The organism is Senegalimassilia faecalis, from assembly GCF_004135645.1.
Classification (GTDB): Bacteria; Actinomycetota; Coriobacteriia; order Coriobacteriales; family Eggerthellaceae; genus Senegalimassilia; species Senegalimassilia faecalis.
The window spans coordinates 591307-613914 of record NZ_SDPW01000001.1 but is presented as its reverse complement, the minus strand read 5'-3'; the positions used below and the strand labels follow the sequence as shown (position 1 = coordinate 613914).

Here is a 22608-nt window from a genome sequence, read left to right as displayed (position 1 = left end):
CACCGAACAAGGTAAACAGCCGGAAAAGCCCGGCAGGACATAGAAAGAAGGAAACCATGCGTCGCGTCATCCTGAAAACCGGCGAGCAATTCTCCAACAAGCACCTCAAGCGCACGGGCGCGTTCAACGCCCAGGCCATGGCTGCGGCCACCAACATCATCGAGCAGGTGCGCGAGCAGGGCGACGCGGCTCTGCGCGAGCTCACCGAGAAGTTCGACGGCGTGAAAATCGACAACTTCCGCGTGCCGGCCGAGGCCATCGAGGCTGCGGCGGCGCAGGTTGATCCCAAAACCGAGGCCGCGCTGCAGAAGGCTGCGAAGCAGATCCGCGAATTTCACGAGCGCCAGGTCAAGCAGAGCTGGTTTTCCGTGCGCGAGGACGGCGCGCTGGTAGGCGCGAAGGTCACGCCGCTTGAAAGCGTGGGCATCTACGTGCCCGGCGGCCGCGCGCTCTATCCGTCCACCGTGCTTATGAACGCCCTGCCCGCCGCCGTTGCCGGCGTCGAGCGCATCGTGTGCGTCACGCCGCCCACGAAGGACGGTTCCATCGACCCGGTGGTGCTTGAGGCATGCCGCCTGGCAGGCGTTACGGAAATCTACACGGTCGGCGGCGCACAGGCTGTGGCCGCGCTGGCTTACGGCACCGAGTCCATCGAGCCGGTATGCAAAATCACGGGCCCGGGCAACGCGTTCGTGGCTGCGGCGAAGAAGATCGTTTCCGGCGATGTGGGAATCGACATGATCGCCGGCCCGTCCGAGGTGTGCGTCGTGGCCGATGAAACGGCCAATCCGGCCATGGTTGCCATCGACCTGATGGCTCAGGCCGAGCACGACCCGCTGGCAAGCTGCTACCTGGTCACGTTCGACGAGGAATACGCGGACAAGGTGGAAGCGGCCGTCGAGCAGCACATGAAGTCCTCCACGCGCGCCGAGATCACCACGGCATCGCTGGCTGACCAGGGCCTTATCGTCATCTGCGACTCCATGGAGCAGGCTATCCAGTCCGTCAACGTTATTGCGCCCGAGCACCTGGAGCTGCACTTCGACGGCGCGTTCGAGCAGCTTGGCGCCATCCGCAACGCCGGCGCCATCTTCGTGGGAGAGTGGACGCCCGAGGCCGTTGGCGACTACGTGGCCGGCCCGAACCACACGCTGCCCACCGGCGGTACGGCCCGCTATGCTTCGCCTCTTTCCACCGACGAGTTCATCAAGCACTCCAGCGTCATCCAGTATTCCGCGAAGTCGCTGGCCAACGACGCCGATGCCGTCATCGCCATCGCGCGTCACGAGGGCCTGTGGGCGCATGCCCGCAGCGTTGAGCTGCGCAAAGCGCTGGTGGAAACCGGCGACATCTACGGCTTGGACGGCGCGAATGAATAGCGTTCGTGCGTCAGCCCCGCAGCTGGCCGACATCACGCCCTACGACCCGAAGTACCTTCCGGCGCGCGCGTACCTGTCGGCCAACGAGAACCCCTCGGACGTGGAAACCGAGGTGCGCAACGAGATAAAGCGCGAGATCAACAAGGTGGCGTTCAACCGCTACCCCGATCCGCTTGCCAACGAGCTGCGCGACATGATCGCCGAGGCAAACGGCCTTGACCGCGACCAGGTGCTTGTGGGCAACGGCGGCGACGAGCTGCTGTTCAACATCGCGCTTGCCTGGGGCGGGCCGGGGCGCAAGTTCCTGAACATGCCGCCGACGTTTTCCGTGTATCAGAACAATGCCGAGCTCACGAACACTGAGGTGGTGAACATGCCGCGCCGCGCCGACTACTCCATCGACGAGGAAGCGGTGCTTGCGCGCGTGGCGCAAGGCGACATCGACTACGTCATCGTCACCAGCCCGAACAACCCCACGGGCGATTTGGCCGACGAGCGCTTCATCCTGCGTCTGCTTGACGCCACCGATGCGCTGGTGATGGTGGACGAGGCGTACTTCGAGTTTTCGCGCGGCACGGTGCGCCCGTACCTGGCAAACCACAAGAACCTGGTCATCCTGCGCACGTTTTCCAAGGCGTTCTCGCTTGCGGGCGTGCGCGTGGGATACCTGCTGGGAAACGCCGAGGTCATCCGCGAGTTCATAAAGGTACGTCAACCGTATTCGGTCGACGCGGTGTCGCAGGCCATCGCGCGCGTGGTGTTCCGCAACCGCGCGAAGTTCGAGCGCGGCATCATGCAGATCATCTCCGAACGCGGGCGCGTGTTCAAGGCGCTGGGGCAGCTGCCGGGCGTGACGGCGTATCCGTCCAACGCCAACTACATTCTGTTCCACGTTGAAGGCGCAGGTCAGGTGTGGCAGCAGCTGTACGATCGCGGCATCCTGGTGCGCGATTTCAGCCGCGCGAACATGCTTGAGGACTGCCTGCGCGTGTCCATCGGCAGCCTCCAGGAAAACGACGAGCTGCTGGCGGCGCTGCAAGAGATTTTGTCCAAGTAGCGGAAAATGGGACAAGGGGACAGTCCCTTTGTCCCATTATTTCACGAGGGAAAGGCGGACGCTATGAGCGAACGCGTTGCGCGCATCTCGCGCACCACGAAAGAGACCGACATCGAGCTGTCGGTCGACCTCGACGGCACCGGCACCACGGATGTGGAAACGGGCATCGGGTTTTTCGACCACATGCTCACGGCGTTCGGCCGCCACGGCCTGTTCGACCTGTCGGTGCGCTGCGCGGGCGACTTGGAAGTTGACGGGCACCATTCGGTCGAGGACGTTGGAATCGTCATGGGCCAGGCGTTCGCCCAGGCGCTTGGCGACAAGCGCGGCATCCGCCGCTTCGGCGACATCGCGCTGCCTATGGACGAGGCGCTCATCTTGGCGGCCGTGGACATTTCCGGCCGTGGCCAGCTGTTTTGGGATGCGCAGGTGCCGCCGGTGATGGTGGGCTCCTTCGATGCCACGCTGGCGAAGGAGTTCTTCATCGCGTTTGCGGCCAACGCTGGCGTCACGCTGCACGTGCGTCAGCTTGCGGGCGAGAACACCCACCACGTTATCGAAGGCATGTTCAAGGCCGTTGCGCGCGCCATGCGCCAGGCCTGCGAGCCCGACCCGCGCATGGGCGACGCTCTGCCCTCCACCAAAGGGATGCTCTAGAGGGGTTCCGCCGGCCTGCCGGCCGGCGGACCTGCTCGACGCTGTGGCCGCTTGTGGCACGCCGTCTTGCACCTCAGCTGCGCGAGCATGGCCCGAAGGCCAATGCTCGCTTGCTTCGGCACAATACGACGCACCACAAGCGCCCTCGCTGACTTTATCTGACTTGCGATTTTGTGAGTTGAAAGGCGCTTATGATCGCTGTTGTTGACTACAAGAAGGGCAATTTGCTGTCTGTTGAGCGCGGGTTGCGCGCGGCGGGCGGCGATGCTCGCATCACGTCGGATGCGGGCGAGATAGCCGCTGCCGACGCCATCGTGCTGCCGGGCGTTGGCGCGTTCGCCGATGCGGCCGCCACCATGGAGGAGCTTGGCCAGATGCAGGCCATCCGCGAACGCGTGGCGGCAGGCGTACCGTTTCTGGGCATCTGCCTGGGCGAGCACCTGCTGTTCGAAGAAGGCACGGAAGGCGCGGGCGACGCCGGCAACCCGCACGGCTTGGGAATCCTTCCCGGCTGCGTCGACCGCATGCCGAAAACGGATGCCGAGGGGCGCGCCTACAAGGTGCCGCACGTGGGCTGGAACACCGTGGAGTTCGCGGAAGGCCAGGCGGAAAATCCGCTGTTCGCCGGTATCGAGTCGGGCACGTACTTCTACTTCACGCACAGCTACATCGCGCCCGAGGGGCCGCACACCATCGCGCGCACCACGCACAGCGTGACGTTCCCATGCGCGGTGGCGCGCGGGAACGTGTTCGGCGTGCAATTCCATCCCGAGAAAAGCTCGGATGCGGGCGCGGCGGTGCTGCGCAACTTCGTGAACATCGTGAACGCGGCGGCGGCCGCCGCGCAAGGCTAGGAGGACGCCATGTACCTGCTTCCCGCAATCGACATTTTGGGCGGCAAGGCCGTTCGCCTGGCGAAAGGCGATTACAACCAGGTGACCGTCTACAACGACGACCCCGTGGCCCAGGCTCGCGCCTTCGAAGAGGCCGGCGCCGCATGGGTGCACGTTGTGGACCTTGACGGCGCGCGTTCGGGCGTGCCGGAAAACATCGCCATCGTGGAGCGCATCGTGCGCGAAACGTCGCTGAACGTGGAAATCGGCGGCGGCATCCGCAGCCTGGAGACGCTCAAGCGCTTGGCCGACGCGGGCGCGGCGCGCATGGTGCTGGGCACGGCGCTGGTGAACGACCCCGAGCTTGCGCGCGCTGCCGTTGACGCCGTGGGCGGTGACCGCCTGACGGCCGGCATCGACGCGAAGGGTGGGGAAGTGGCCGTTTCCGGCTGGATCGAAGGCTCGGGCGTGGCCGCCACCGACCTGGCGCGCGCTATGAGCGAAGCGGGTTTTCGCCACATCGTGTATACCGACATCGCGCGCGATGGCATGCAAACCGGCATCGACGTGCAGGCGTACGTGGACATGGCCGCGGCGTTCGGGCATCCCGTCATCGCCAGCGGCGGCGTTGCCAGCGTGGCCGACATTCAGCGCCTCGCGCCAGTTGCGGCGTCCATCGAAGGCGTCATCACGGGCCGCGCAGTCTACGAAGGCACGCTCGACGTAGCCGAAGGCGTTGCAGCCTGCAAAGCGGCCGCGGAAGGAGGCACCGCATGCTAGCGAAACGCGTTATCCCGTGCATGGACGTGAAGGACGGCCGCGTGGTCAAGGGCGTGAACTTCGTGAACCTGCGCGATGCGGGCGACCCCATCGAGCTGGCACAGCGCTACGACGAGCAGCGCGCCGACGAGGTCATCTTCCTTGACATCACCGCCACGTCCGACAAGCGCGAAACCACTGTTGACCTGGCCAGCCGCGCCAGTGCGCAGCTGCATCTGCCGTATTGCGTTGGCGGCGGCTTCCGCAGCGTGGCCGACATCCGCCGCATGATAGCCGCCGGCGCCGACAAGGTGTCGGTCAACAGCGCGGCGGTGGCGAATCCCCAGCTCATCACGGATGCGGCTGCGGCGTTCGGCGGCCAGGCCATTCTGTGCGCCATCGACGCGAAGCGTCGTGCCGACAACCCGAACAAGTGGGAAGTCTACGTGCACGGCGGGCGCACGGCCACGGGCATCGACGCGGTGGAGTGGGCCGCCGAGGCAGCCCGCCGGGGCGCGGGTGAGATCCTGCTTACCAGCATGGACCGCGACGGCAGCAAAGACGGCTTCGACTGCGCGCTGACCAGGGCCGTTGCACGCGCGGTCGACATTCCCGTCATCGCCAGCGGCGGCGTGGGCAAGCTCGAGCACTTCGCCGAGGGCATCATCGACGGCGAAGCCGACGCCGTGCTTGCCGCCAGCGTCTTCCACTTCGGCGAATTCACCGTCCGCCAGGTTAAGGAATACATGCGCTCCCAAGGCATTCCGGTGCGCCTGTAGAAGGTCGCCTGCTTCGCAACTTTTGCGGCGCGTCTGCTCAGGCGTGCCGTTTTTCTGTCGGCTTGTCATTGACTGCCGCCGTTTGACCTTCCCAACGAAAGGACCGACTATGCAAGCACAGCTTCCCGAGTTGAAATACAACGCCGATGGGCTTATCCCGTGCATCGTGCAGGATGTCGAAACGCGCGAGGTGCTGATGATGGCGTGGATGAACGCCGAAAGCTTGCAGCTTACGCTTGAGCGCGGCGAGACGGTGTTTTGGAGCCGCAGCCGCCAAGAACTGTGGCACAAAGGCGTCACCAGCGGAAACACGCAGAAGATCACCGAGCTGCGCTACGATTGCGACGCCGATACGCTGCTTGCGCTTGTGCACCCGGCCGGCCCCGCCTGCCATACCGGCGCCACCAGCTGCTTCTTCCGCACGCTGAAGGCGTTCTAACAGCTTCAGCCTTTGCTTTTCGCGGCGGGCGCGCGTTTGCGTGCCCGCCGTTTCTCGTTTTGCCGCAACTCGTGCGCATCGCGTAGTTATCTGGTGTTATGCGCTTGCACCTGCTTGCCGGCTGCGTTATTCTGCCCGTAGTTCTTTTCCTCGGAAGAAAACCCTTCACATCATCCGTTCCCATGAATCCCTCGCGCTATCTCTATGCGCTTAGTGGGTAACGACCCGAATCTACAAGGAGGAATAAGGGTGAAGTTCTTTCTGGACACGGCTGATCTAGCCGAAATCGAAGAGGCCGCAAGCTGGGGCGCCCTGGCCGGCGTCACCACCAACCCCTCGCTGTACGCGAAAATCGGCGGCAAGCTCGACGACTTCCACAACCACATGAAGCGCATCTGCGACATCGTCGGCCCTGACTGCCCGGTGTCCGCCGAATCCGTGGCCATGACGCGCGACGAGATCGTGGCCGACGGCCGCAAGCTGGCCGAGATCGCGCCGAACATCGTCGTGAAGGTCCCCACCATGGTTGAGGGCCTGGCAGCCACGCACACGCTGGCCGCCGAGGGCATCCCGGTGAACATGACGCTGTGCTTCAGCGTGCCGCAGGCGCTTCTGGCTGCCCGCGCCGGCGCCCGCTACATCAGCCCGTTCATCGGCCGCTTCGACGACATCTCCGAAGACGGTCTGGCGCAGGTGGAAAACATCGTCACGGCCATCAACAACTACGACTTCACGGCCAACACCGTCAACGGCGAGCAGGTCGAGATCATCGCCGCATCCGTGCGCAGTGCCAACCATGTGACGCAGGCCGCGCTCATGGGCGCCGACATCGCCACCGTGCCGTTCAACGTGCTGAAGAAGATGGTGCAGCACCCGCTGACCGACCGCGGCCTGGACACCTTCATGAAGGACTGGGAGAAGGTAGCTAACGCATGAGCGAAGACCAGAATGTGACGGAGGCCCCGGCCGTCGAGGCCTCCGTCGCCGAGGCCTCTGCTGCCGCGGCGCCCGTGAAGCGCCGCCCGGGACGTCCGCGCAAGCGTCCCGCTGCCGAAGACGCCGCCGGGGCCGAAGCTGCCGGCAAGCAGGAAGCGCCGGCAAACGCCGAAGAGGCTCCCAAAACGCCGGCGAAGCGCCGCCCGGGTCGTCCGCGCAAGAAGATCGAGACGGCCCCCGTTGGCGAACATGCTGCCGAAAAGGCAGAAGCCGCGGCTGCTGACCAGGAAAAACCTACGCAGCCTGTCGAAAAATCCGAAGTTGAGAAACCTGCCCGCAAAACGCGCACGCGCCGCACGCGCGTGAAGCGAGATGCTGCCGAGGAGAGTGCCGAGGTCGCAACGGCTGCCGAGCCCGCTGTCGCGGCAGAGACTGCCGACGAGGCGCTGCAGGCCAAGGCGGAGCACAAGGCTTCCGATGCCCCGGCAACCGACGAGGCGCCCGCAAAGGCCCAGGACGCGCCGCAAGGCGAAGCGGCCGGCGAAGCTGCCGACGCCAAGGACGCTCAGGACATGGCGCCCGGTCGTGCCGCGCGTGCTGCGCGCACGCCGCGCAAGTCGGTGCGCGCTTCCGGTTCCGCGCATGCCGATCGCGACGGTCGCAAACAGCGCGACGGCGGCGAGCGTGCCGAAGGCCGCAACGACAAGAACAACCGCCACAACAACGATCGCAACGACCGCGACCAGCGTGACCAGCGCAACGATCGCAACAACAACGATCGCAAGAACCGCAACGACAAGAACAACCGCCACGACCGCCATCAGCGCAACAACAACCGCGAGGTTGTGCCCAGCGTCACGAAGGAGGACCTGGCCAAGCTCAAGGTTGCCGAGCTGCGCGCGAAGGCCGCCGAGCTTGACGTCGACGTTGCGGGCCTGAAGAAGGCCGAGCTTGTCGACGCCGTATTCGACGCCACCATGAAGGCCGAAGGCTTCATCGAGGTCGAGGGCATTTTGGACATCCTGCAGGATGGCTACGGTTTCTTGCGCACGAACGGCTATCTGCCCAGCGAGCAGGACTGCTACGTGGGCCTGTCCACCATCCGCCGCAACGGTCTGCGCAAAGGCGACAAGATCACGGGCACCACGCGCCCGGCGCGCCCGAACGAGAAGTACGCCGCCGTGCAGAAGGTGCTCACCATCAACGGCGTTGCCGCCGAGGAAGTGGGCAAGCGCGTGCGCTTCGGCGACCTGACGCCGGTGTACCCCGACGAGTGCCTGACCATGGAGCACGGCAAGTCCACCATCACGGCGCGCGTCATCGACCTGGTCAGCCCCATCGGCAAGGGCCAGCGCGGCCTCATCGTCAGCCCTCCGAAGGCCGGCAAGACCACTATCTTGAAGGACATTGCGGCTGCCATCAGCGCAAACAATCCGGAAGTGCACCTTATGTGCCTGCTGGTTGACGAGCGCCCCGAGGAAGTCACGGACATGCAGCGCTCCATCAAGGGCGAGGTCATCTCTTCCACGTTCGACATGCCCACGGAAAACCACATCCAGGTGTCAGAGCTGGTCATCGAGCGTGCGAAGCGTCTGGTGGAAGACGGCAAAGACGTGGTGGTGCTGCTTGACAGCCTCACGCGCCTGGCGCGTGCCTACAACCTGGCGCAGCCGGCGTCTGGCCGCATCCTGTCGGGTGGCGTCGATTCCACGGCCCTGTACCCGCCGAAGAAGTTCTTGGGCGCAGCCCGCAACATCGAAGGCGGCGGCAGCCTGACCATCCTGGCGTCTGCCCTGGTGGAAACGGGTTCGAAGATGGACGAGGTCATCTTCGAGGAGTTCAAGGGCACGGGCAACATGGAGCTCAAGCTCGACCGCAACCTGGCCGACCGCCGCATTTTCCCGGCAATCGACCCGGTGGCTTCGGGCACGCGCAAGGAGGATCTGCTGCTCAATCCGCAGGAGGCCCCGCTTATCTGGGCGGTGCGCCGCATCCTGGCGAACACGAACAACACCGAGCGCGCCATGGACATGCTCATCAAGTCCTTGAAGCGCACGAACGACAACACCGAGTTTTTGATGCGCGCCGCGAAGAAGGCGCAGCATTCTAACGGTGTCGCAAACTTAGATTTCTAAGGGAGATATCAATCTGATGGCAACAACGCAAAACAACGTCTCGCCGGTGACGTGGCCGAAGCGCGCGGTGGTTACCGCGGGCATGCCGTACGGCAACAAGCCGCTGCATTTCGGGCACGTTGCCGGCGTGTTCGTGCCGGCCGACTGCTTCGCGCGCTTTTTGCGCGACCGCATCGGCGCCGAAAACGTTCGCTTCATCAGCGGAACCGACTGCTTCGGCTCTCCCATCAACGAGGGCTACCGCAAGTTGGTGGAAGCCGGCGAGTTCACCGGCACCATCGAGGAATACGTCGAGCGCAACCACAGCAAGCAGAAGGCCACACTTGACTCCTACGACATCAGCCTGAACATCTACGAAGGTTCCAACATCGGGCATTCCGGCGAGGTGCATCAGGGCATCAGCGAGGCGTTCATTAAGAAGCTGCACGAAAACGGCTGGCTGCACAAGCGCTCCACGCTGCAGTTCTACGACCCGCAGGCGGGCACGTTCCTCAACGGTCGCCAGGTGCAGGGCCACTGTCCCGTGCAGGGCTGCAAGTCCGAGCACGCCTACGCCGACGAGTGCGACCTTGGCCACAGCTTCGCGCCTGAAGACCTTATCGCGCCGAAGTCGTCGCTGACGGGCGTCACGCCCGAGATGCGCCCGGTGGAGAACTGGTACTTCGATCTGCCGGCGTTCACGGAGTTTCTGAAGAAGCATGTCGAAGCGCTTGAGGCCGACCCCGAGGTGCGCCCCATCGTGCCGCAAACTATCAAGGAGTTTCTGGCCCCGCCGGTTGTGTACATCAAAAACGAGCTGCACGACCAGTACCTGGCCATTGCCGACAAGCTGCCGCACCACGTGTTCCACGAGGCCGAGAAGGGCAAGCAGTCCTTCGAGATCGAATTCGACAACATCGACGACCGCGACGCGGCGCGCGACGTGCTTACCGGCGCGCAAATCCGTTTTCGCACGGGCAAGGCGCTGGTGCCGTTCCGCATCACCGGCAACATCGAATGGGGCGTGAAGGCCCCGGTCATCGACGGCCTTGAGGGCCTGACGGTGTGGTGCTGGCCTGAAAGCCTGTGGGCCCCCATGAGCTTCACCATGGCCGTGAACGACAAGATGGGCCTGCCGCGCGGCAGTTGGCGCGATTTCTGGTGCTCTGAGGACTCCGAGGTGTACCAGTTCATCGGCCAGGACAACCTGTACTTCTACGGCGTGGCCCAGCCGGCGCTCATCGAGGCGCTGCGCCCCGGCGACATCCTGACGCCGGGCGAGACGGACCATCCCATTCGCCAAACGAAGCTGGTGGCGAACCACCATATTCTGCTGGGGAACAAGAAGGCCTCGTCATCGGGCGCGGTGAAGCCGCCTACGGCCGATGAGCTGCTTGAGTACTACACGGTCGAGCAGCTGCGCGCGCACTTTCTGGCGCTTGGCCTTGACCAGAAGTCCGTGGGATTCAAGCCCAAGCCGTTCGACCCCGACGAGTCCAAGCGCGAAGACCCGCGCGTTGCCGACCCGGTGCTCAAAGAGGGCGCGCTGCTCACGAACGTGTTCAACCGTCTGGCCCGCAGCTGCTTCTACGAGGCGCAGAAGAACTTCGAGGGCTGGATGCCGCTCGGCCGCGTTTCCGACGAGGTGCGCGAGCGCGCTCACGCGGTTATGTCGGAGTACGACGCCACTATGCACAAGGTGGAGCTGCACACCATCATGTCCATCATGGACACGTTCATCCGTTGGGCGAACAAGTACTGGACGGACAACATCCGCACGGCTGAGAAGGAAGGCGACGAGGTGCTGCGCCGCCAGGTGCTGGTGGATTGCTTCTACCTGCTGCGCGTGGCTACGCTGCTTATGCATCCGGTGGTGCCGAAGGGCTGCGAGAAGATCGCCGACTACTTAAGCTTCGAGTTCGAGGACTTCTTCAGCTGGAATTTCGACTTCGAGGACATGAACGAGCTGTGCCACGGTCTGGAGCTTGAAGACGGCCGCCATCGCATCCGCGAGCTGCCCCCGCGCTTTGACTTCTTCAGCAAACACCCGTCGCAATTTAAGTAGTTCCGTCTGCCTGACGGCAGCCGGACTGACTCGACGCCGTGGGCCGCTGTGGCACCCCATCTTGCCCTTCAATTTCACGGGCGTGGCCGAAAGGCCAATGCCCGCTCATTTCAGGGCAACCTGGGGCACCACAGCGGCCCTCGCTGACTTTGGTGGACCTGTGGCGTTGTAGCAAGCGTAATGCGGGCTTTTTGTTGGGGTAGAGGGCCTATCCCTTTGTCCCATTTCTATTCGAGGAGATTTTTCTATGCATGTTGATTTGTATTCCGATGGGGCTTCTCGGGGCAACCCTGGTCCTGGGGGGTACGGCAGCATCTTGCGGTTCGTGGACAGCAAGGGCGGCGTGCACGAGCGCGAATTCTCGCAGGGGTACCGCTGCACTACGAACAACCGCATGGAGCTGCTTGGCGCCATCGTTGCGCTTGAGGCGCTCAAGCGGCCTTGCCACGTAACGCTGTACTCCGACTCGCAGTACCTGGTGAACGCGTTCAACCAGCACTGGGTTGACGGGTGGCTTAAGCGCGGGTGGAAGAATTCGCAAAAGCAGCCTGTGAAAAACGTCGATTTGTGGAAGCGCATGCTTGAGGCCAAGCAACCGCACGACGTTGAGTTCGTGTGGGTGAAAGGCCATGCCGGGCACCCGGAAAACGAGCGCTGCGACCAGCTGGCAACAACGGCCGCCGACGACCCGACACGCCACAAGGAGGACGCGGGTTTTCGCGGGTAATAAGGTTCCCGCGGGGCTTTCTATGGCTGTCTTTCGGAAGGAGGGCGGCCGTTTTCATGCAAATGTGCAAAAAACTGTTGACAGCAGCGAAGGGGGATAAGCGGCCAGAAAATGGCAGGTGAGCGGCCCGATAGCCGCACGAACGCCGCATTTTCGGTAGCGAACGCGTTGCTGCTGCGTGTGCCCGTTCGGTGAACATGAGGAGTTTCTTGTTGTGCCGATGGTAGACTGAGCACAGTTTGCGCTGCAATCCATAAAGGAGGTTTTTGCATGCAGCAAGAAATGAAATTGAGCAGGCGCATCGCCGGAGGGGCGGTTGCGGCTGTTTTGACGTGTGGCCTCATGATTCCGCAGGCCGCCTTTGCCGAGCCCGATTCCGCTTCGAAGCAGGCCGAGGCTCAGGCCGTGCTGGCTTCTTTGAACTCCATGCAGATGGAGCTTGACCAAGCGTCTGCAAACTACGGCGAGGCTCTGGCCGAACAGGAAGCTGCTCAGCAGTCTGCCGACGAGGCTCAAACTCGCATCGATGAAATCAACGTTGAAATCGCCGACGTGCAGTCCCGTTTGGGCGATCGCGCTCACAGCATGTATCGCTCCGGCGCCGCATCGTTTTTGGACCTGTTGCTTGGTTCCACGTCATTTTCCGAGTTCGCCACGAACTGGGACCTGCTGAACAAGGTCAACAACAACGATGCCGAGCTGGTGCAGAAGAACAAGGATCTGCGCGATGAGGCTCAGCAGCAGAAGGACACGTTCGACGAGCAAACGCGCATCGCGGCCCAGAAGGCCGATGAAGCCAAGCAACTTCAGGATGAAGCTCAGTCCACGGTGAACTCCATGCAGGCTACCTACGACAGCTTGTCTGCCGAGGTTGCCGAGCTTGTTGCCCAGGAGAAGGCGGCGCAGGAGGCGGCAGCTGCCGCCCAGGCGCAACAGACCGTTGAACAGTCTGCAAACCAGGCTGCTAGCAACGGCAACGGCGGAAGCAACGATGGCGGCAGCAACGGCGGCTACATCGATAACGGCGGCAGTTCCGACGGCGGCAGCAACAATGGCGGCGGTAGCAACGACGGCTACATCGGTAACGGCGGCAGCTCTAACGGCGGCAGCTCTTCCAGCCAGCCCAGCTACAACCCGTCAACTGGCAATGCTGTCGTCGATCGCGCTTACAGCAAGATTGGCTGCTGGTACTCGTGGGGCGCTGTTGGCCCGGATACGTTTGACTGCTCCGGTCTGGTCAGCTATGCGCTGACGGGCAGTTATTCGCGCTTGGGCACCACGTATACGTTCATGGCGTGGCCGCAGGTTTCCGATCCGCAGCCGGGTGACATTTGCACCAGCTCGTACCACTGCGGTATCTATATTGGCGGTGGCCAAATGATTCATGCTCCGCAGCAAGGTGAGCAAGTTAAGGTCGGGCCCGTCCAAAGCGACATGATTATCGTTCGCTGCCCCTGGTAGCCCTCCAATAACATTCGTGAAAAGGCGTTCGAATGAAAGTTCGGGCGCCTTTTTCATGCTCAAATAGCGTTGCAATGCACAAGAGGCGCCCGAATTGCATAGGGCGCCTCTTGTGCAATAAGTGCTTGTTGTCTTGATACGCGGAGGTTTATCCTTCGCAGGCCTGCTCGATCAGCTTGCGAAGGTTGTCGAAGCCGATTTTCTTCTCGCTTGACGTTACCAGCATGGGCACGTCGTCGGGCAGCGCAAGCTGGCGGCGCAGCAGGGCGGCCTGCTTGTTCTGCTGGTTTTTCGACAGCTTGTCGGCCTTCGTCAGAACCACGGCGAACGGCAGCCCCGCTTCCTGCAAAAACCCGATCATGTTCAGGTCAAGCTGCTGTGCCTCGTGGCGGATGTCCACCAGGCTTACCACCAGCGCGAAGTTGCGGTCCTGGTTGAAGTAGCCCTCGATCAGCTCGGCCCAGCGGCCCTTTTCCGACTTCGCCACGCGCGCGTAGCCGTAGCCGGGCAGGTCCACGAAACGCGCCGTGTCGGTGGCGAAGAAGTTGATGGTGGACGTTTTGCCGGGCTTCTGCGACACTTTCGCCAGGCTTTTGCGTCCGAACAGGGCGTTGAGCATAGAAGACTTGCCCACGTTCGAGCGCCCGGCGAACGCCACTTCCGGAAGCGTCGAGGGCGGCAGCTGCGAAGAGATACCGAACGAGCGCTCGAACGCTACTTTGTTGAAATTCATAGGTGCTCCCACAGGTTCGATGGTAGAAACGCGACGGGTTGTGCGGCGCATCGGGACTTGGAGCCCGCTGCAATCGTGTCGCGTGCCTTTCATGGTAACGGCTTGACGCCGCCTTCGGGTGCGGCGGGTTCACGATTCGCACAAATCCCGTATGCTGCGGTTTACCGTTATCTTTCGGTAACCTTCGCGCCGCCTGCCGGGCGCGAGACGTGCTACTTGTGCTTCTTACCAGTGTAAACGCACAGGCCCATGCACACGCATGCGGCCATGGCGAAGAAACGGTGCCACTTCATGCCGGCCTCCTTTCGGCGAACATCGAGTTAACTAAAATCAACGCAGATAGTTAACCACTTTTTAACCATTTGACGCGCATTTTGCGTGGCACTATTCTATCTCGGTAAGGTAATTGCGGGCGCGAGAATTCGATGCTCGAGATGGCGGCGGGACGCCGCAAGAAAGGATGGAACTCATGAAGTTCGGTAAGCGTGATGGTTGGATGGTCGCTGGCGGTTTCGTGCTGGGCACGCTGGGCGTGAAGGCGCTCACCAGCAACACGGCCAAGAAGTGCTACGTGCAGGGCGTTGCGAAGAGCCTGCAGGCCAAGGCTGCCTACCAGGACGTCGTTGAGCAGGCCAAGGCCCAGGTCGACGACATCGTTGCCGAGGCCAACTACATCAACGAGTCCGCTAAGGCCGACCAGCCCGAGGCTGCTGCGGAATAGCGCAAGAAGCGATTCGTTATGAAATATCAAATTGCAAACGAGCTTCCGGGCCGTTTGCGCGTGACGCTGGCGGGCCATGTCCCGCCAGCGGACCTTGACGCGCTGTATCGCGTGATCGGCCAGTGCCCGGACGTCGTGAAATCAACGGTGTATCCGCGCATCGGCTCGGTGGCGCTGACGTATCGCGCCACGCCCGGGGCTCGCTCTCGCGTGCTTTCGCACTTATCCGGCATCGACGCGGCGGCTATCGCGAAGGCCAAGCAGGGTTGCGGGCTGGAGCTTGCCCCGCGCACCCATTCGCTGCTTATGGACTTGGCCGAGCTGGTGGGGTCGTTCCTGCTGCGCCGCTGGTTCCTTCCGAAGCCCCTTGCCACCGCTTGGGCCGTATGGAGCTACCGCAAATTCCTGTTCGAGGGTCTAAAGTCGCTGGCCAACGGGCGCCTGGACGTGCCGGTGCTTGACGCGGCGGCCATCGGCATCTCGTTCTTGAAGCGCGATCCGCGCACGGCCGGCACCACCATGTTGCTGCTAAATGTGGGCGAAACGCTTGAGGAATACACGCGCAGCCGTTCGGAAGGTGCGCTTATCAACGCGCTATTGGACCTGCCCGAATCCGCTCAGCTTGTCGAAGGCGACACCGAGGTGCAGGTGCCCGCGAACACGCTGAAGCCCGGTCAGCTTATTGCCGTGCGCACCGGCATGCCCGTGTGCGTCGACGGCGTGGTGGTGCGCGGTTGCGCCATGGTCAACCAGGCGGCGCTTACCGGCGAGCCTTTGGCCGTGGAACGCACGGTCGGCGACGACGTGTTCGCCGGCACCGCGGTGGAAGATGGCGAGATCATCGTCGAAGTGAAGGCCAACGAGGGCGACACGAAGCTGCGCTCCATCGTCAACCTGGTGGAGCAGACCGAAACGTACAAGTCTGAAACGCAGTCGCGCATGGAGCATCTGGCCGACCGCATCGTGCCGTGGAACTTCCTGCTTGCCGGCATCGTGGCGCTGACCACGCGCAGCCTGGTGAAAACGTCGGCGGCGCTCATGGTTGACTACTCGTGCGCGCTGAAGCTTACCGGTTCCATCGCCGTGTTGTCCGCCATGAGCCAGTCGGCGCAGTCCGGCTTCACCGTGAAGGGCTCGCAGCATCTTGAGCGCATGGCCCAGGCCGACACCATCGTGTTCGACAAAACGGGCACGCTCACCGAGGCAACGCCTGAGGTGGCGCGCGTGCTCACGCTCGACGGCTGGGATGCCGACGAGGTGCTGCGCTTCGCCGCCTGCCTGGAAGAGCACTTCCCGCACCCGGTGGCTCGCGCCGTCGTGCGCGCCGCGGCCGAGAAGAACCTCGAGCACCGCGAACGCCATGCCGAGGTGGAGTACATCGTGGCGCACGGCATTGCCAGCTCGCTTGACGGCAAGCGCGTCGTCATCGGCTCGGAGCATTTCGTGGTCGAAGACGAGCAGGTGGAAATCTCCGAGGCCCATAAGGCGCTTATCGCCGAGCAGACCGAGGGGCTGTCGCCTTTGTACCTGGCCGTCGATGGCAAGCTTATGGGCGTCATCGGCGTGCAGGACCCGCTGAAGGCCGGCGTGCCCGAGGCCGTGGCCGAGCTGCGCCGCCTGGGCTTTACCCGCGTGGTCATGCTGACGGGCGACAACGAGCGCACGGCGGCGCGCATCGCCGAGCAGGCGGGCGTGACGGAATTCCGCGCTAACCTGCTGCCTGAAGACAAGTACGCGTTTATCGAGAACCTGAAGGCCCAGGGCGCGAACGTGGTCATGGTGGGCGACGGCGTCAACGACGCCCCGGCGCTGGCACTTGCCGACGTGGGCATTGCCATGGGGCAGGGCACCGCGGTGGCCAAGGAAGTAGCCGACATCACGCTGACTGGCGGCAACCTTGGCGCCATCGTGTCGCTGCGCCGCATGAGCGAGGGGCTGATGGAGCGCCTCGGCGGCAGCTTCAAGGCCGTCATGCTCATCAACTCGGGGCTGCTTGCGGCGGGCATCGCCGGCGTCATCACGCCCCAGATGTCCTCGCTTCTGCACAACGCCTCAACGGTGACGCTGTCCATGCGCAATTCCAAGCGCTACGACGTGTAACACCTTGCGCGGCCCGTCAGGTAACCCTTGGCGGGCCGCGTTTGCGTGCGTGCATGCGCGCAGATGGCGGCACGCCCGCCTTCGCGCAGGCATTTCGTGAAGAAGCGCACATATTATCGGCGCCCCCGTTGCAAACGCCCGGGGGCGTTGCTATACTTCGAGGGCTGTTTTTTATCACACATGCATGTGCGACCCAACCCGCTAGTGGCCAGTACTGGTTGCGGGTGCCGGGGATGACCGCATGCAGAGGACTAACGAATGGAGAGTGTCATGGCTAAGATCAGCATTCAGACCCTGCTCGATGCAGGTGCGCACTTCGGTCATCAGAAGCGTCGCTGGAACCCCAAGATGAAGCAGTACATCTTCGGCGCTCGCGGCGACATCTACATCCTGGACCTGAAGCAGACCCTCATCGGCATGGACCAGGCTTACACCTTTGTTTCCAACATCGCCAAGAACGGCGGTTCCGTCCTGTTCGTCGGCACGAAGAAGCAGGCTCAGGAAGCCGTCGCCGACGCCGCTAACCGCTGCGGCATGCCCTACGTCAACGCTCGTTGGCTCGGCGGCATGATGACGAACTTCGTGACCATCCGCTCCCGCGTCACCCGCATGGAAGAGCTCGAGGCCATGGAGGCCGACGGCCGCATGGCTCTGCTGCCGAAAAAGGAGCAGATCCTGCTGCGCAAGGAGCTGTCCAAGCTGCAGACCAACCTCAACGGCATCCGCAACATGAAGCGCGTCCCCGACGCCATCTTCGTGATCGACACCAACCGCGAGGAGATCGCGCTGCACGAGGCTCATCGCCTGAACATCCCCGTGGTGGGCACGCTCGACACGAATTGCGATCCGGACGACGTCGAGTACGGCATCCCGGCCAACGACGACGCCATCCGCTCCGTCAAGCTGCTGGCCGAGTTCATCGCTGACGCCGTCATCGCCGGTACCGGTGCTCCGGTGTCCGCCGAGGAAATGGCTGCTCCGGCCGAGGCCGAGGCTGCTCAGGCTGAGGCTGCTGCTCCGGCTGCCGAATAAGCATCAGGCTTTTCTAGGTGAAACGCGCCGTCGGTCCCTGCTTTGGCGGCCGACGGCGTTTTGAGGTTATTACGGCGTGGCAGGCCGCTGCGCCGAAACAACGATAGAAAGGATCAACGTGGCTGCTATTACCGCTTCCATGGTCAAGGAACTGCGCGAGATGACCGACGCTGGCATGATGGAGTGCAAGAAGGCTCTCGTCGAGGCTGACGGCGACATGGACAAGGCCGTCGACGTGCTGCGCACCCGTGGCCTGGCCGCTGCCGCCAAGAAGGCCGGCCGTGCCACCAACGAGGGCACCGTCATGACCGTCGTGGCCGAGGACGCCAAGTCCGCTGCCGTCGTCGAGCTGAACTGCGAGACCGACTTCGTGGGCATGAACGAGAAGTTCAAGGCTTACGCCGAGAAGCTTGGCCGCGCTGCTCTGGCCGCTAACGCTGCCGACGTCGAGGCTCTGAAGGCCGCTTCCTACGAGGGCGAGTCCGTCGAGGACATCCTCACCGATGCCATCCACGTGCTCGGCGAGAACATCCAGCTGCCCCGCGCCACCACCGTGGCCGCCGGCGGCGTTGCCACCTACATCCACGGTGGCGGCAAGATCGGCGTTGTCGTGACGTTCGACGTCGAGGGCATCGACCCCGCCTCCGAGGGCTTCCAGACCTATGGCCGCGACGTTGCCATGCAGGTTGCCGCTGCCTCCCCGGTTGCCGCTACGCGCGAGTCCGTGCCGGCCGAGGTTGTCGAGCACGAGAAGGCCATCTACAAGGCCCAGGCTGCTGAGTCCGGCAAGCCCGAGAACATCCAGGAAAAGATGGCCACCGGCCGCCTGGAGAAGTTCTACAAGGAGAACTGCCTGACCGAGCAGGCCTTCGTCAAGAACCCCGACCAGACCGTGAACCAGTACACCGAGGAAGCTGCCAAGAACCTCGGCGGCTCCATCAAGGTGACCGGCTTCGTGCGCTGGGCTCTCGGCGAGACCGCGTAAAGCTGCAAGCTTTTCGGAACGCAAATACCGTTTGCTTTCATCGTGAAGGCCCGCCGCGTGCGGGCCTTCGCTTTATAATGGGCTTTCGCAATCATTTACGCACAAGGGGGACGTTCCATGGCTGAGAAAGAAATCATCGTTGTCGAAGGCAACAACGCCCTTGCTGGAGAAGTTCGGGTTTCCGGCGCGAAAAACTCGGCGCTGAAGCTTATTGCCGCGGCCATTTTGGGCCAGGGGAAATCCACGCTGCACAACGTGCCGTATATCAGCGACATCGTCGTCATGTCCGAAGTGCTCGAGTGCCTTGGCGCAACCGTTGAGCGCACCGACCACACCATGACCATCGACACCACGGCGGTGGAGTCGCGCGAAACGCCTTACGAGCTGGTGTCGAAGATGCGCGCCAGCATCAGCGTGCTCGGGCCGCTTATCGCGCGCTTCGGGCAGGCGTGCGTTGCCATGCCGGGCGGCTGCCAAATCGGTGCCCGCAAAATCGACATGCACCTGGTGGGCCTGGAAGCGCTTGGCGTGGAATTCAACATCGACCACGGCTACCTGAACGCCCATACGCCCAACGGCCTGCACGGGGCCGAGGTGTCGCTGGAGTTCCCCAGCGTTGGCGCCACGGAAAACTGCCTGATGGCTGCCATCACCGCGCAGGGCCACACGCTCATCGAGAATGCGGCGCGCGAACCGGAAATCGTCGATTTGGCGAACATGCTCAACGCTATGGGCGGCAAGGTTACCGGTGCCGGCTCATCGATCATCGAAGTGGAAGGCGTGCCGCTTGAAAGCCTGCATCCCTGCGAGCACACCACGGTGGGCGACCGCATCGAGGCCGGAACGTTTCTGGCCGGCGGCGCGCTGACGGGCGGACCCGTCACGGTGCGCGGCATCGACCCGTCGTATCTGCACATGGCCATCATGAAGCTGCGCACCATGGGGTGCACGGTGGAGACGGGCGATAATTGGGTGCGTTGCAGCCGCACGCAGCCGCTGCAGCCTACCGATATCCAAACGCTTCCGCACCCGGGTTTCCCCACCGACTTGCAGGCGCAGTTCATGCTGCTGTGCGCGCTTGCCCACGGCACGTCCATGGTTACGGAAAACGTGTTCGAGAACCGCTTCATGTTCGCAAGCGAGCTTGCGCGCATGGGTGCCGACATCACCATTGAGGACCATCATGCGCTCGTGCGCGGCGTCAGCGGCTTGCAGGGCACCGACGTGTCGTCCACCGACCTGCGCGCCGGCGCAGCGCTGGTGCTTGCCGGCATTGTTGCCGAAGGCGAAACGCGCGTGCACAACATCAAGCACATCGACCGCGGCTACGAGGACTACTGCGGCAAGCTTGAGCAGCTTGGCGCGAACGTCACGCGTCGTCGTTTGGGCGCCTCGCGCGAATAATCCCAGGTGGTGCCATGGTTAGGAAACGCAAGGACATCACGCAGATCAATTCGAAGCTCACGTCACGGCGCATGCGCAGCGCTACGCTTGGCACGCATGTGCCCAAGGCGCGCCCGGCGCACATGAACGCCGACCAGGTGGGGTTTTCCAGCCCGCGGCGCCAAAAGCGCGCGCAGCGCGGCTATGTGTCCAACGTCATGCCGGGCGCCACGGGTCCGCGCAGCGGCGGCGGGTACGCGGGACGCCTGGAGTTTTCCCCCGGCCAGAAGCGCCGCACGTGGGGGCGCAGGGTAGGCGTTGCCGTAGCGGTGGTGGCGCTGCTTGCGGCCGTGGCTTACGGCGTGTGGTCGTTCACGCTTACGGGCAACCTCAACGACAAGCTGGCGTTGAAAAACTCCGACGCGGCCAGCGCGCTTGTTGCGGCGAAGTCGGGCGATCCGTTCTATACGCTTGTGGTGGCCGAGCTCGACACGCCCGGCATGCCCAATTCCGCCGACGGCCCCGATGCGCTTGCGCTTGTACGCACCGACGCGTCCGGCAAAAACGCCACCATCGTGTCCATTCCCTGCGACGTGCAGGTGTCGCTGAAAGACGGCAAGTACTACCCGTTGCGCGAAGCGTCCGTGCGCGAAAGTGACGCATCGCTGGTCAGTGCCGTGGCGAACTTCGCCGATGTCAGCATCGCGCACGTTGTCAAGATCGACGCCGCAGGCTTGACGCAGTTGGTCGATGTGCTTGGCGGCGTTGACGTGACGCTTCCCGAAGAAGTGGACGACCCGGCCGCCGGTAGCGTGTACCTGCCCGCCGGGCAGCAAACGCTTACGGGCGAAGGCGCTGTCACGCTGGCGCGCGCCACGAACTTCCAGCAGCCGCGTCAAACGCAGGCGGAAAACCAGCAGCTTTTGCTCACCGCGGTGGCGCAGCGTTTGGTGGCCAGCGGCAAGTCGGGCTTGGTCGGTCTGCTTGACCAGCTCAACGGCGCGTTCCAAACGGATATGAGCTCGAACGACGCTCTGTCGCTTGCCGAAAGCCTGAAAGGCCTCACGCCCGATGCCGTGCAATGCGGGCTGGTGCCCGGCTACGTCACGCAAAGCGACGGGCAGGACGTCTACGCTGTGTCGAATTCATCGTGGTCTACCATGATGGACCGCGTCGATGCAGGTCAGGCGCCCGCTGAAGCGCAGCAGGCTGCCACCACCGATCCCGGCAGCTTCTCCATCACCGTGCGCAACGGTGGAGGCATCACGGGGGCGGCGGCGTCCATGCAGCAAACGCTCATGTCGAAGGGCTTCAACGTGGCGGAAACGGGCAACACCGACACGTCCGTGTACAACGAGACGCTGGTCATCTACAACGCCAGCGACACTGAGCCCGCCGCGCAGACGGTGCTTAACGCCATGGGCGTTGGCCGCTTGGTGCAAAACAGCGGGTCGTACACGTTCAACACCGATGTGCTGGTTATTCTCGGTAAGGATTGGAAGCCGGCAGCGTAGGCCCCAAGCGGGCGCCGCGCTGTGGTAGAATCGCGAAGAAGAACGCTAACCATACGATGAAGGAGATTCCCATGGTTGAGAAGAACGACGTTGCAGCAGTGCTCGAGCTCATCCGCCCCAGCCTGCAGGCCGACGGCGGCGACGTGAAGCTCGTCGACGTTGACGCCGAAGGCGTTGTGACCGTCGAGCTGCAGGGCGCTTGCAAGGGCTGCCCCATGTCCCAGATGACGCTGGCCAACGGCGTGGAGCGCATCCTGAAGGAGCGCGTGCCGGGCGTTACGCGCGTTGTGCCTGCAATGATGTAATCACGGGATTAGCAGGCGGGGAAGAGGTAGTGCAATCATGAAATGTTGGGAGCTGCGTGGCTGCTATGATGACGAGGAAATGAACTCGCGTTGCCCGCACAATATCCCCGGCGAGCCTTGTCCTGCCGACTGCCACTTCGCCGCCTGCTTCCGTCCTACGCACGTTGTCTGCTCGGATTTCGCCAAGCTGCTGAATCCCGAGCGCGATTTCGACGCGGCGGCAAAAGAGATTTGCCGCTTCTGCGAGTTTTTCCTTGAGCGGGGCCCTGCCACATCGCAGCGCACCGCAGGAGAGGCTGCGCGCCAGGGCAACCCGAACCGGTTTTTGCTCTAGCGCAAGCTACGTCAGGAAGAGGTGGCTTTCATGAAATCACATGCTTCTTGCCCGCGTTGCAAGGGCCACGATCTTGACCTGACGTCCTATGAAGCCGTGATGGTGCTTCGGCCCGACTTGGCGTTGTTCACCGTAACGTGCCCGCAATGCGGCTCGAAGGTGTCTTTGCTGCATCCTATTCCGCCGGCGCTTCGTGAAGAGGTGCGGTTTGCTGCCATCGAGGTGGGGGCAGGCGGTCTGAACTAAGGTATGCTTTATCTCCGTGCATCCAATCTGATGAAACGGAGAACCCCTC

The 22608-nt window shown here is 63.2% G+C and carries 22 protein-coding genes; 21 read left to right on the top strand and 1 reads right to left on the bottom strand.

All coding sequences use genetic code 11. The features are described 5' to 3' along the window. Positions 1-56 precede the first annotated feature (56 nt). From hisD to ET524_RS02690, 12 genes are all read left to right on the top strand, one after another. On the top strand, positions 57-1379 hold the full coding sequence (hisD, locus tag ET524_RS02745) for a histidinol dehydrogenase (protein WP_129423228.1): 1323 nt from the start codon (positions 57-59) through the stop codon (positions 1377-1379). Next, complete coding sequence (hisC, locus tag ET524_RS02740) at positions 1372-2436, top strand: histidinol-phosphate transaminase (protein ID WP_129423227.1); 1065 nt, start codon at positions 1372-1374, stop codon at positions 2434-2436. The genes hisD and hisC overlap by 8 nt, the downstream gene beginning before the upstream one ends. 63 nt (positions 2437-2499) lie before the next feature. After that, positions 2500-3093, top strand: a complete 594-nt coding sequence (hisB, locus tag ET524_RS02735) for an imidazoleglycerol-phosphate dehydratase HisB (RefSeq protein WP_129423226.1) — start codon at positions 2500-2502, stop codon at positions 3091-3093. A 191-nt stretch (positions 3094-3284) separates the two neighbouring features. Further along, on the top strand, positions 3285-3947 hold the full coding sequence (hisH, locus tag ET524_RS02730; protein ID WP_129423225.1) for an imidazole glycerol phosphate synthase subunit HisH: 663 nt from the start codon (positions 3285-3287) through the stop codon (positions 3945-3947). Positions 3948-3956: 9 nt separating this feature from the next. Continuing rightward, positions 3957-4706 (top strand): 1-(5-phosphoribosyl)-5-[(5-phosphoribosylamino)methylideneamino]imidazole-4-carboxamide isomerase, encoded by a 750-nt coding sequence (hisA, locus tag ET524_RS02725; protein ID WP_129423224.1) that lies wholly within the window; start codon positions 3957-3959, stop codon positions 4704-4706. Further along, positions 4700-5464 carry an imidazole glycerol phosphate synthase subunit HisF gene (hisF, locus tag ET524_RS02720; protein WP_129423223.1) on the top strand — a complete coding sequence of 255 codons (765 nt, stop codon included), beginning with the start codon at positions 4700-4702 and terminating at the stop codon, positions 5462-5464. The genes hisA and hisF overlap by 7 nt, the downstream gene beginning before the upstream one ends. A gap of 109 nt (positions 5465-5573) precedes the next feature. Then, positions 5574-5903: a phosphoribosyl-AMP cyclohydrolase gene (gene hisI / locus ET524_RS02715; protein WP_129423222.1), complete on the top strand. Its 330-nt coding sequence runs from the start codon at positions 5574-5576 to the stop codon at positions 5901-5903. A gap of 249 nt (positions 5904-6152) precedes the next feature. Next, the gene (gene fsa, locus ET524_RS02710) at positions 6153-6839 is read left to right on the top strand and encodes a fructose-6-phosphate aldolase (RefSeq protein WP_129423221.1); all 687 of its coding nucleotides are present in this window, start codon (positions 6153-6155) and stop codon (positions 6837-6839) included. Then, a complete protein-coding gene (gene rho, locus ET524_RS02705; protein WP_201738624.1) occupies positions 6836-8974 on the top strand; it encodes a transcription termination factor Rho in 2139 nt (712 codons plus the stop codon). The genes fsa and rho overlap by 4 nt, the downstream gene beginning before the upstream one ends. 16 nt (positions 8975-8990) lie before the next feature. After that, complete coding sequence (locus ET524_RS02700) at positions 8991-11018, top strand: methionine--tRNA ligase (protein WP_129423220.1); 2028 nt, start codon at positions 8991-8993, stop codon at positions 11016-11018. Positions 11019-11265: 247 nt separating this feature from the next. Next, entirely contained in the window at positions 11266-11745 is a 480-nt protein-coding gene (gene rnhA, locus ET524_RS02695) for a ribonuclease HI (protein WP_129423219.1), read from the top strand. A gap of 270 nt (positions 11746-12015) precedes the next feature. Then, entirely contained in the window at positions 12016-13206 is a 1191-nt protein-coding gene (locus ET524_RS02690) for a coiled-coil domain-containing protein (protein WP_201738623.1), read from the top strand. 148 nt (positions 13207-13354) lie between these two features. On the opposite strand, the gene yihA is transcribed toward ET524_RS02690, so the two are convergent. Then, complete coding sequence (gene yihA, locus ET524_RS02685) at positions 13355-13939, bottom strand: ribosome biogenesis GTP-binding protein YihA/YsxC (protein ID WP_129423218.1); 585 nt, start codon at positions 13937-13939, stop codon at positions 13355-13357. Positions 13940-14408: 469 nt separating this feature from the next. Here yihA and ET524_RS02680 point away from each other — a divergent pair, with 469 nt between their 5' ends. From ET524_RS02680 to ET524_RS02640, 9 genes are all read left to right on the top strand, one after another. Continuing rightward, positions 14409-14660, top strand: coding sequence for a DUF6110 family protein (locus ET524_RS02680; RefSeq protein WP_129423217.1), 252 nt, complete (start codon positions 14409-14411; stop codon positions 14658-14660). A gap of 18 nt (positions 14661-14678) precedes the next feature. Then, the gene (locus tag ET524_RS02675) at positions 14679-16760 is read left to right on the top strand and encodes a heavy metal translocating P-type ATPase (RefSeq protein ID WP_129423216.1); all 2082 of its coding nucleotides are present in this window, start codon (positions 14679-14681) and stop codon (positions 16758-16760) included. Between the two features lie 270 nt (positions 16761-17030). Next, positions 17031-17792, top strand: a complete 762-nt coding sequence (gene rpsB / locus ET524_RS02670; protein WP_129423215.1) for a 30S ribosomal protein S2 — start codon at positions 17031-17033, stop codon at positions 17790-17792. A 118-nt stretch (positions 17793-17910) separates the two neighbouring features. After that, positions 17911-18777 carry a translation elongation factor Ts gene (tsf, locus tag ET524_RS02665; protein WP_129423214.1) on the top strand — a complete coding sequence of 289 codons (867 nt, stop codon included), beginning with the start codon at positions 17911-17913 and terminating at the stop codon, positions 18775-18777. 117 nt (positions 18778-18894) lie between these two features. Then, entirely contained in the window at positions 18895-20181 is a 1287-nt protein-coding gene (gene murA, locus ET524_RS02660; RefSeq protein WP_129423213.1) for a UDP-N-acetylglucosamine 1-carboxyvinyltransferase, read from the top strand. A 14-nt stretch (positions 20182-20195) separates the two neighbouring features. Next, positions 20196-21674 carry an LCP family protein gene (locus ET524_RS02655; protein ID WP_129423212.1) on the top strand — a complete coding sequence of 493 codons (1479 nt, stop codon included), beginning with the start codon at positions 20196-20198 and terminating at the stop codon, positions 21672-21674. Positions 21675-21745: 71 nt separating this feature from the next. Further along, positions 21746-21979, top strand: a complete 234-nt coding sequence (locus ET524_RS02650) for a NifU family protein (RefSeq protein WP_129423211.1) — start codon at positions 21746-21748, stop codon at positions 21977-21979. Positions 21980-22016: 37 nt separating this feature from the next. Further along, positions 22017-22313 (top strand): hypothetical protein, encoded by a 297-nt coding sequence (locus ET524_RS02645; RefSeq protein ID WP_201738620.1) that lies wholly within the window; start codon positions 22017-22019, stop codon positions 22311-22313. 30 nt (positions 22314-22343) lie between these two features. Then, positions 22344-22559, top strand: coding sequence for a CpXC domain-containing protein (locus ET524_RS02640; RefSeq protein WP_129423209.1), 216 nt, complete (start codon positions 22344-22346; stop codon positions 22557-22559). Positions 22560-22608 lie beyond the last annotated feature (49 nt).

What these genes read in the sequence shown, in the direction of transcription:
- hisD (WP_129423228.1), top strand. Translation starts at nt 57, where the DNA reads ATGCGTCGCGTCATCCTGAAAACCGGCGAGCAATTCTCCAACAAGCAC.
- hisC (WP_129423227.1), top strand. Translation starts at nt 1,372, where the DNA reads ATGAATAGCGTTCGTGCGTCAGCCCCGCAGCTGGCCGACATCACGCCC.
- hisB (WP_129423226.1), top strand. Translation starts at nt 2,500, where the DNA reads ATGAGCGAACGCGTTGCGCGCATCTCGCGCACCACGAAAGAGACCGAC.
- hisH (WP_129423225.1), top strand. Translation starts at nt 3,285, where the DNA reads ATGATCGCTGTTGTTGACTACAAGAAGGGCAATTTGCTGTCTGTTGAG.
- hisA (WP_129423224.1), top strand. Translation starts at nt 3,957, where the DNA reads ATGTACCTGCTTCCCGCAATCGACATTTTGGGCGGCAAGGCCGTTCGC.
- hisF (WP_129423223.1), top strand. Translation starts at nt 4,700, where the DNA reads ATGCTAGCGAAACGCGTTATCCCGTGCATGGACGTGAAGGACGGCCGC.
- hisI (WP_129423222.1), top strand. Translation starts at nt 5,574, where the DNA reads ATGCAAGCACAGCTTCCCGAGTTGAAATACAACGCCGATGGGCTTATC.
- rho (WP_201738624.1), top strand. Translation starts at nt 6,836, where the DNA reads ATGAGCGAAGACCAGAATGTGACGGAGGCCCCGGCCGTCGAGGCCTCC.
- ET524_RS02700 (WP_129423220.1), top strand. Translation starts at nt 8,991, where the DNA reads ATGGCAACAACGCAAAACAACGTCTCGCCGGTGACGTGGCCGAAGCGC.
- rnhA (WP_129423219.1), top strand. Translation starts at nt 11,266, where the DNA reads ATGCATGTTGATTTGTATTCCGATGGGGCTTCTCGGGGCAACCCTGGT.
- ET524_RS02690 (WP_201738623.1), top strand. Translation starts at nt 12,016, where the DNA reads ATGCAGCAAGAAATGAAATTGAGCAGGCGCATCGCCGGAGGGGCGGTT.
- yihA (WP_129423218.1), bottom strand. Translation starts at nt 13,939, where the DNA reads ATGAATTTCAACAAAGTAGCGTTCGAGCGCTCGTTCGGTATCTCTTCG.
- ET524_RS02680 (WP_129423217.1), top strand. Translation starts at nt 14,409, where the DNA reads ATGAAGTTCGGTAAGCGTGATGGTTGGATGGTCGCTGGCGGTTTCGTG.
- ET524_RS02675 (WP_129423216.1), top strand. Translation starts at nt 14,679, where the DNA reads ATGAAATATCAAATTGCAAACGAGCTTCCGGGCCGTTTGCGCGTGACG.
- rpsB (WP_129423215.1), top strand. Translation starts at nt 17,031, where the DNA reads ATGGCTAAGATCAGCATTCAGACCCTGCTCGATGCAGGTGCGCACTTC.
- murA (WP_129423213.1), top strand. Translation starts at nt 18,895, where the DNA reads ATGGCTGAGAAAGAAATCATCGTTGTCGAAGGCAACAACGCCCTTGCT.
- ET524_RS02655 (WP_129423212.1), top strand. Translation starts at nt 20,196, where the DNA reads ATGGTTAGGAAACGCAAGGACATCACGCAGATCAATTCGAAGCTCACG.
- ET524_RS02650 (WP_129423211.1), top strand. Translation starts at nt 21,746, where the DNA reads ATGGTTGAGAAGAACGACGTTGCAGCAGTGCTCGAGCTCATCCGCCCC.
- ET524_RS02645 (WP_201738620.1), top strand. Translation starts at nt 22,017, where the DNA reads ATGAAATGTTGGGAGCTGCGTGGCTGCTATGATGACGAGGAAATGAAC.
- ET524_RS02640 (WP_129423209.1), top strand. Translation starts at nt 22,344, where the DNA reads ATGAAATCACATGCTTCTTGCCCGCGTTGCAAGGGCCACGATCTTGAC.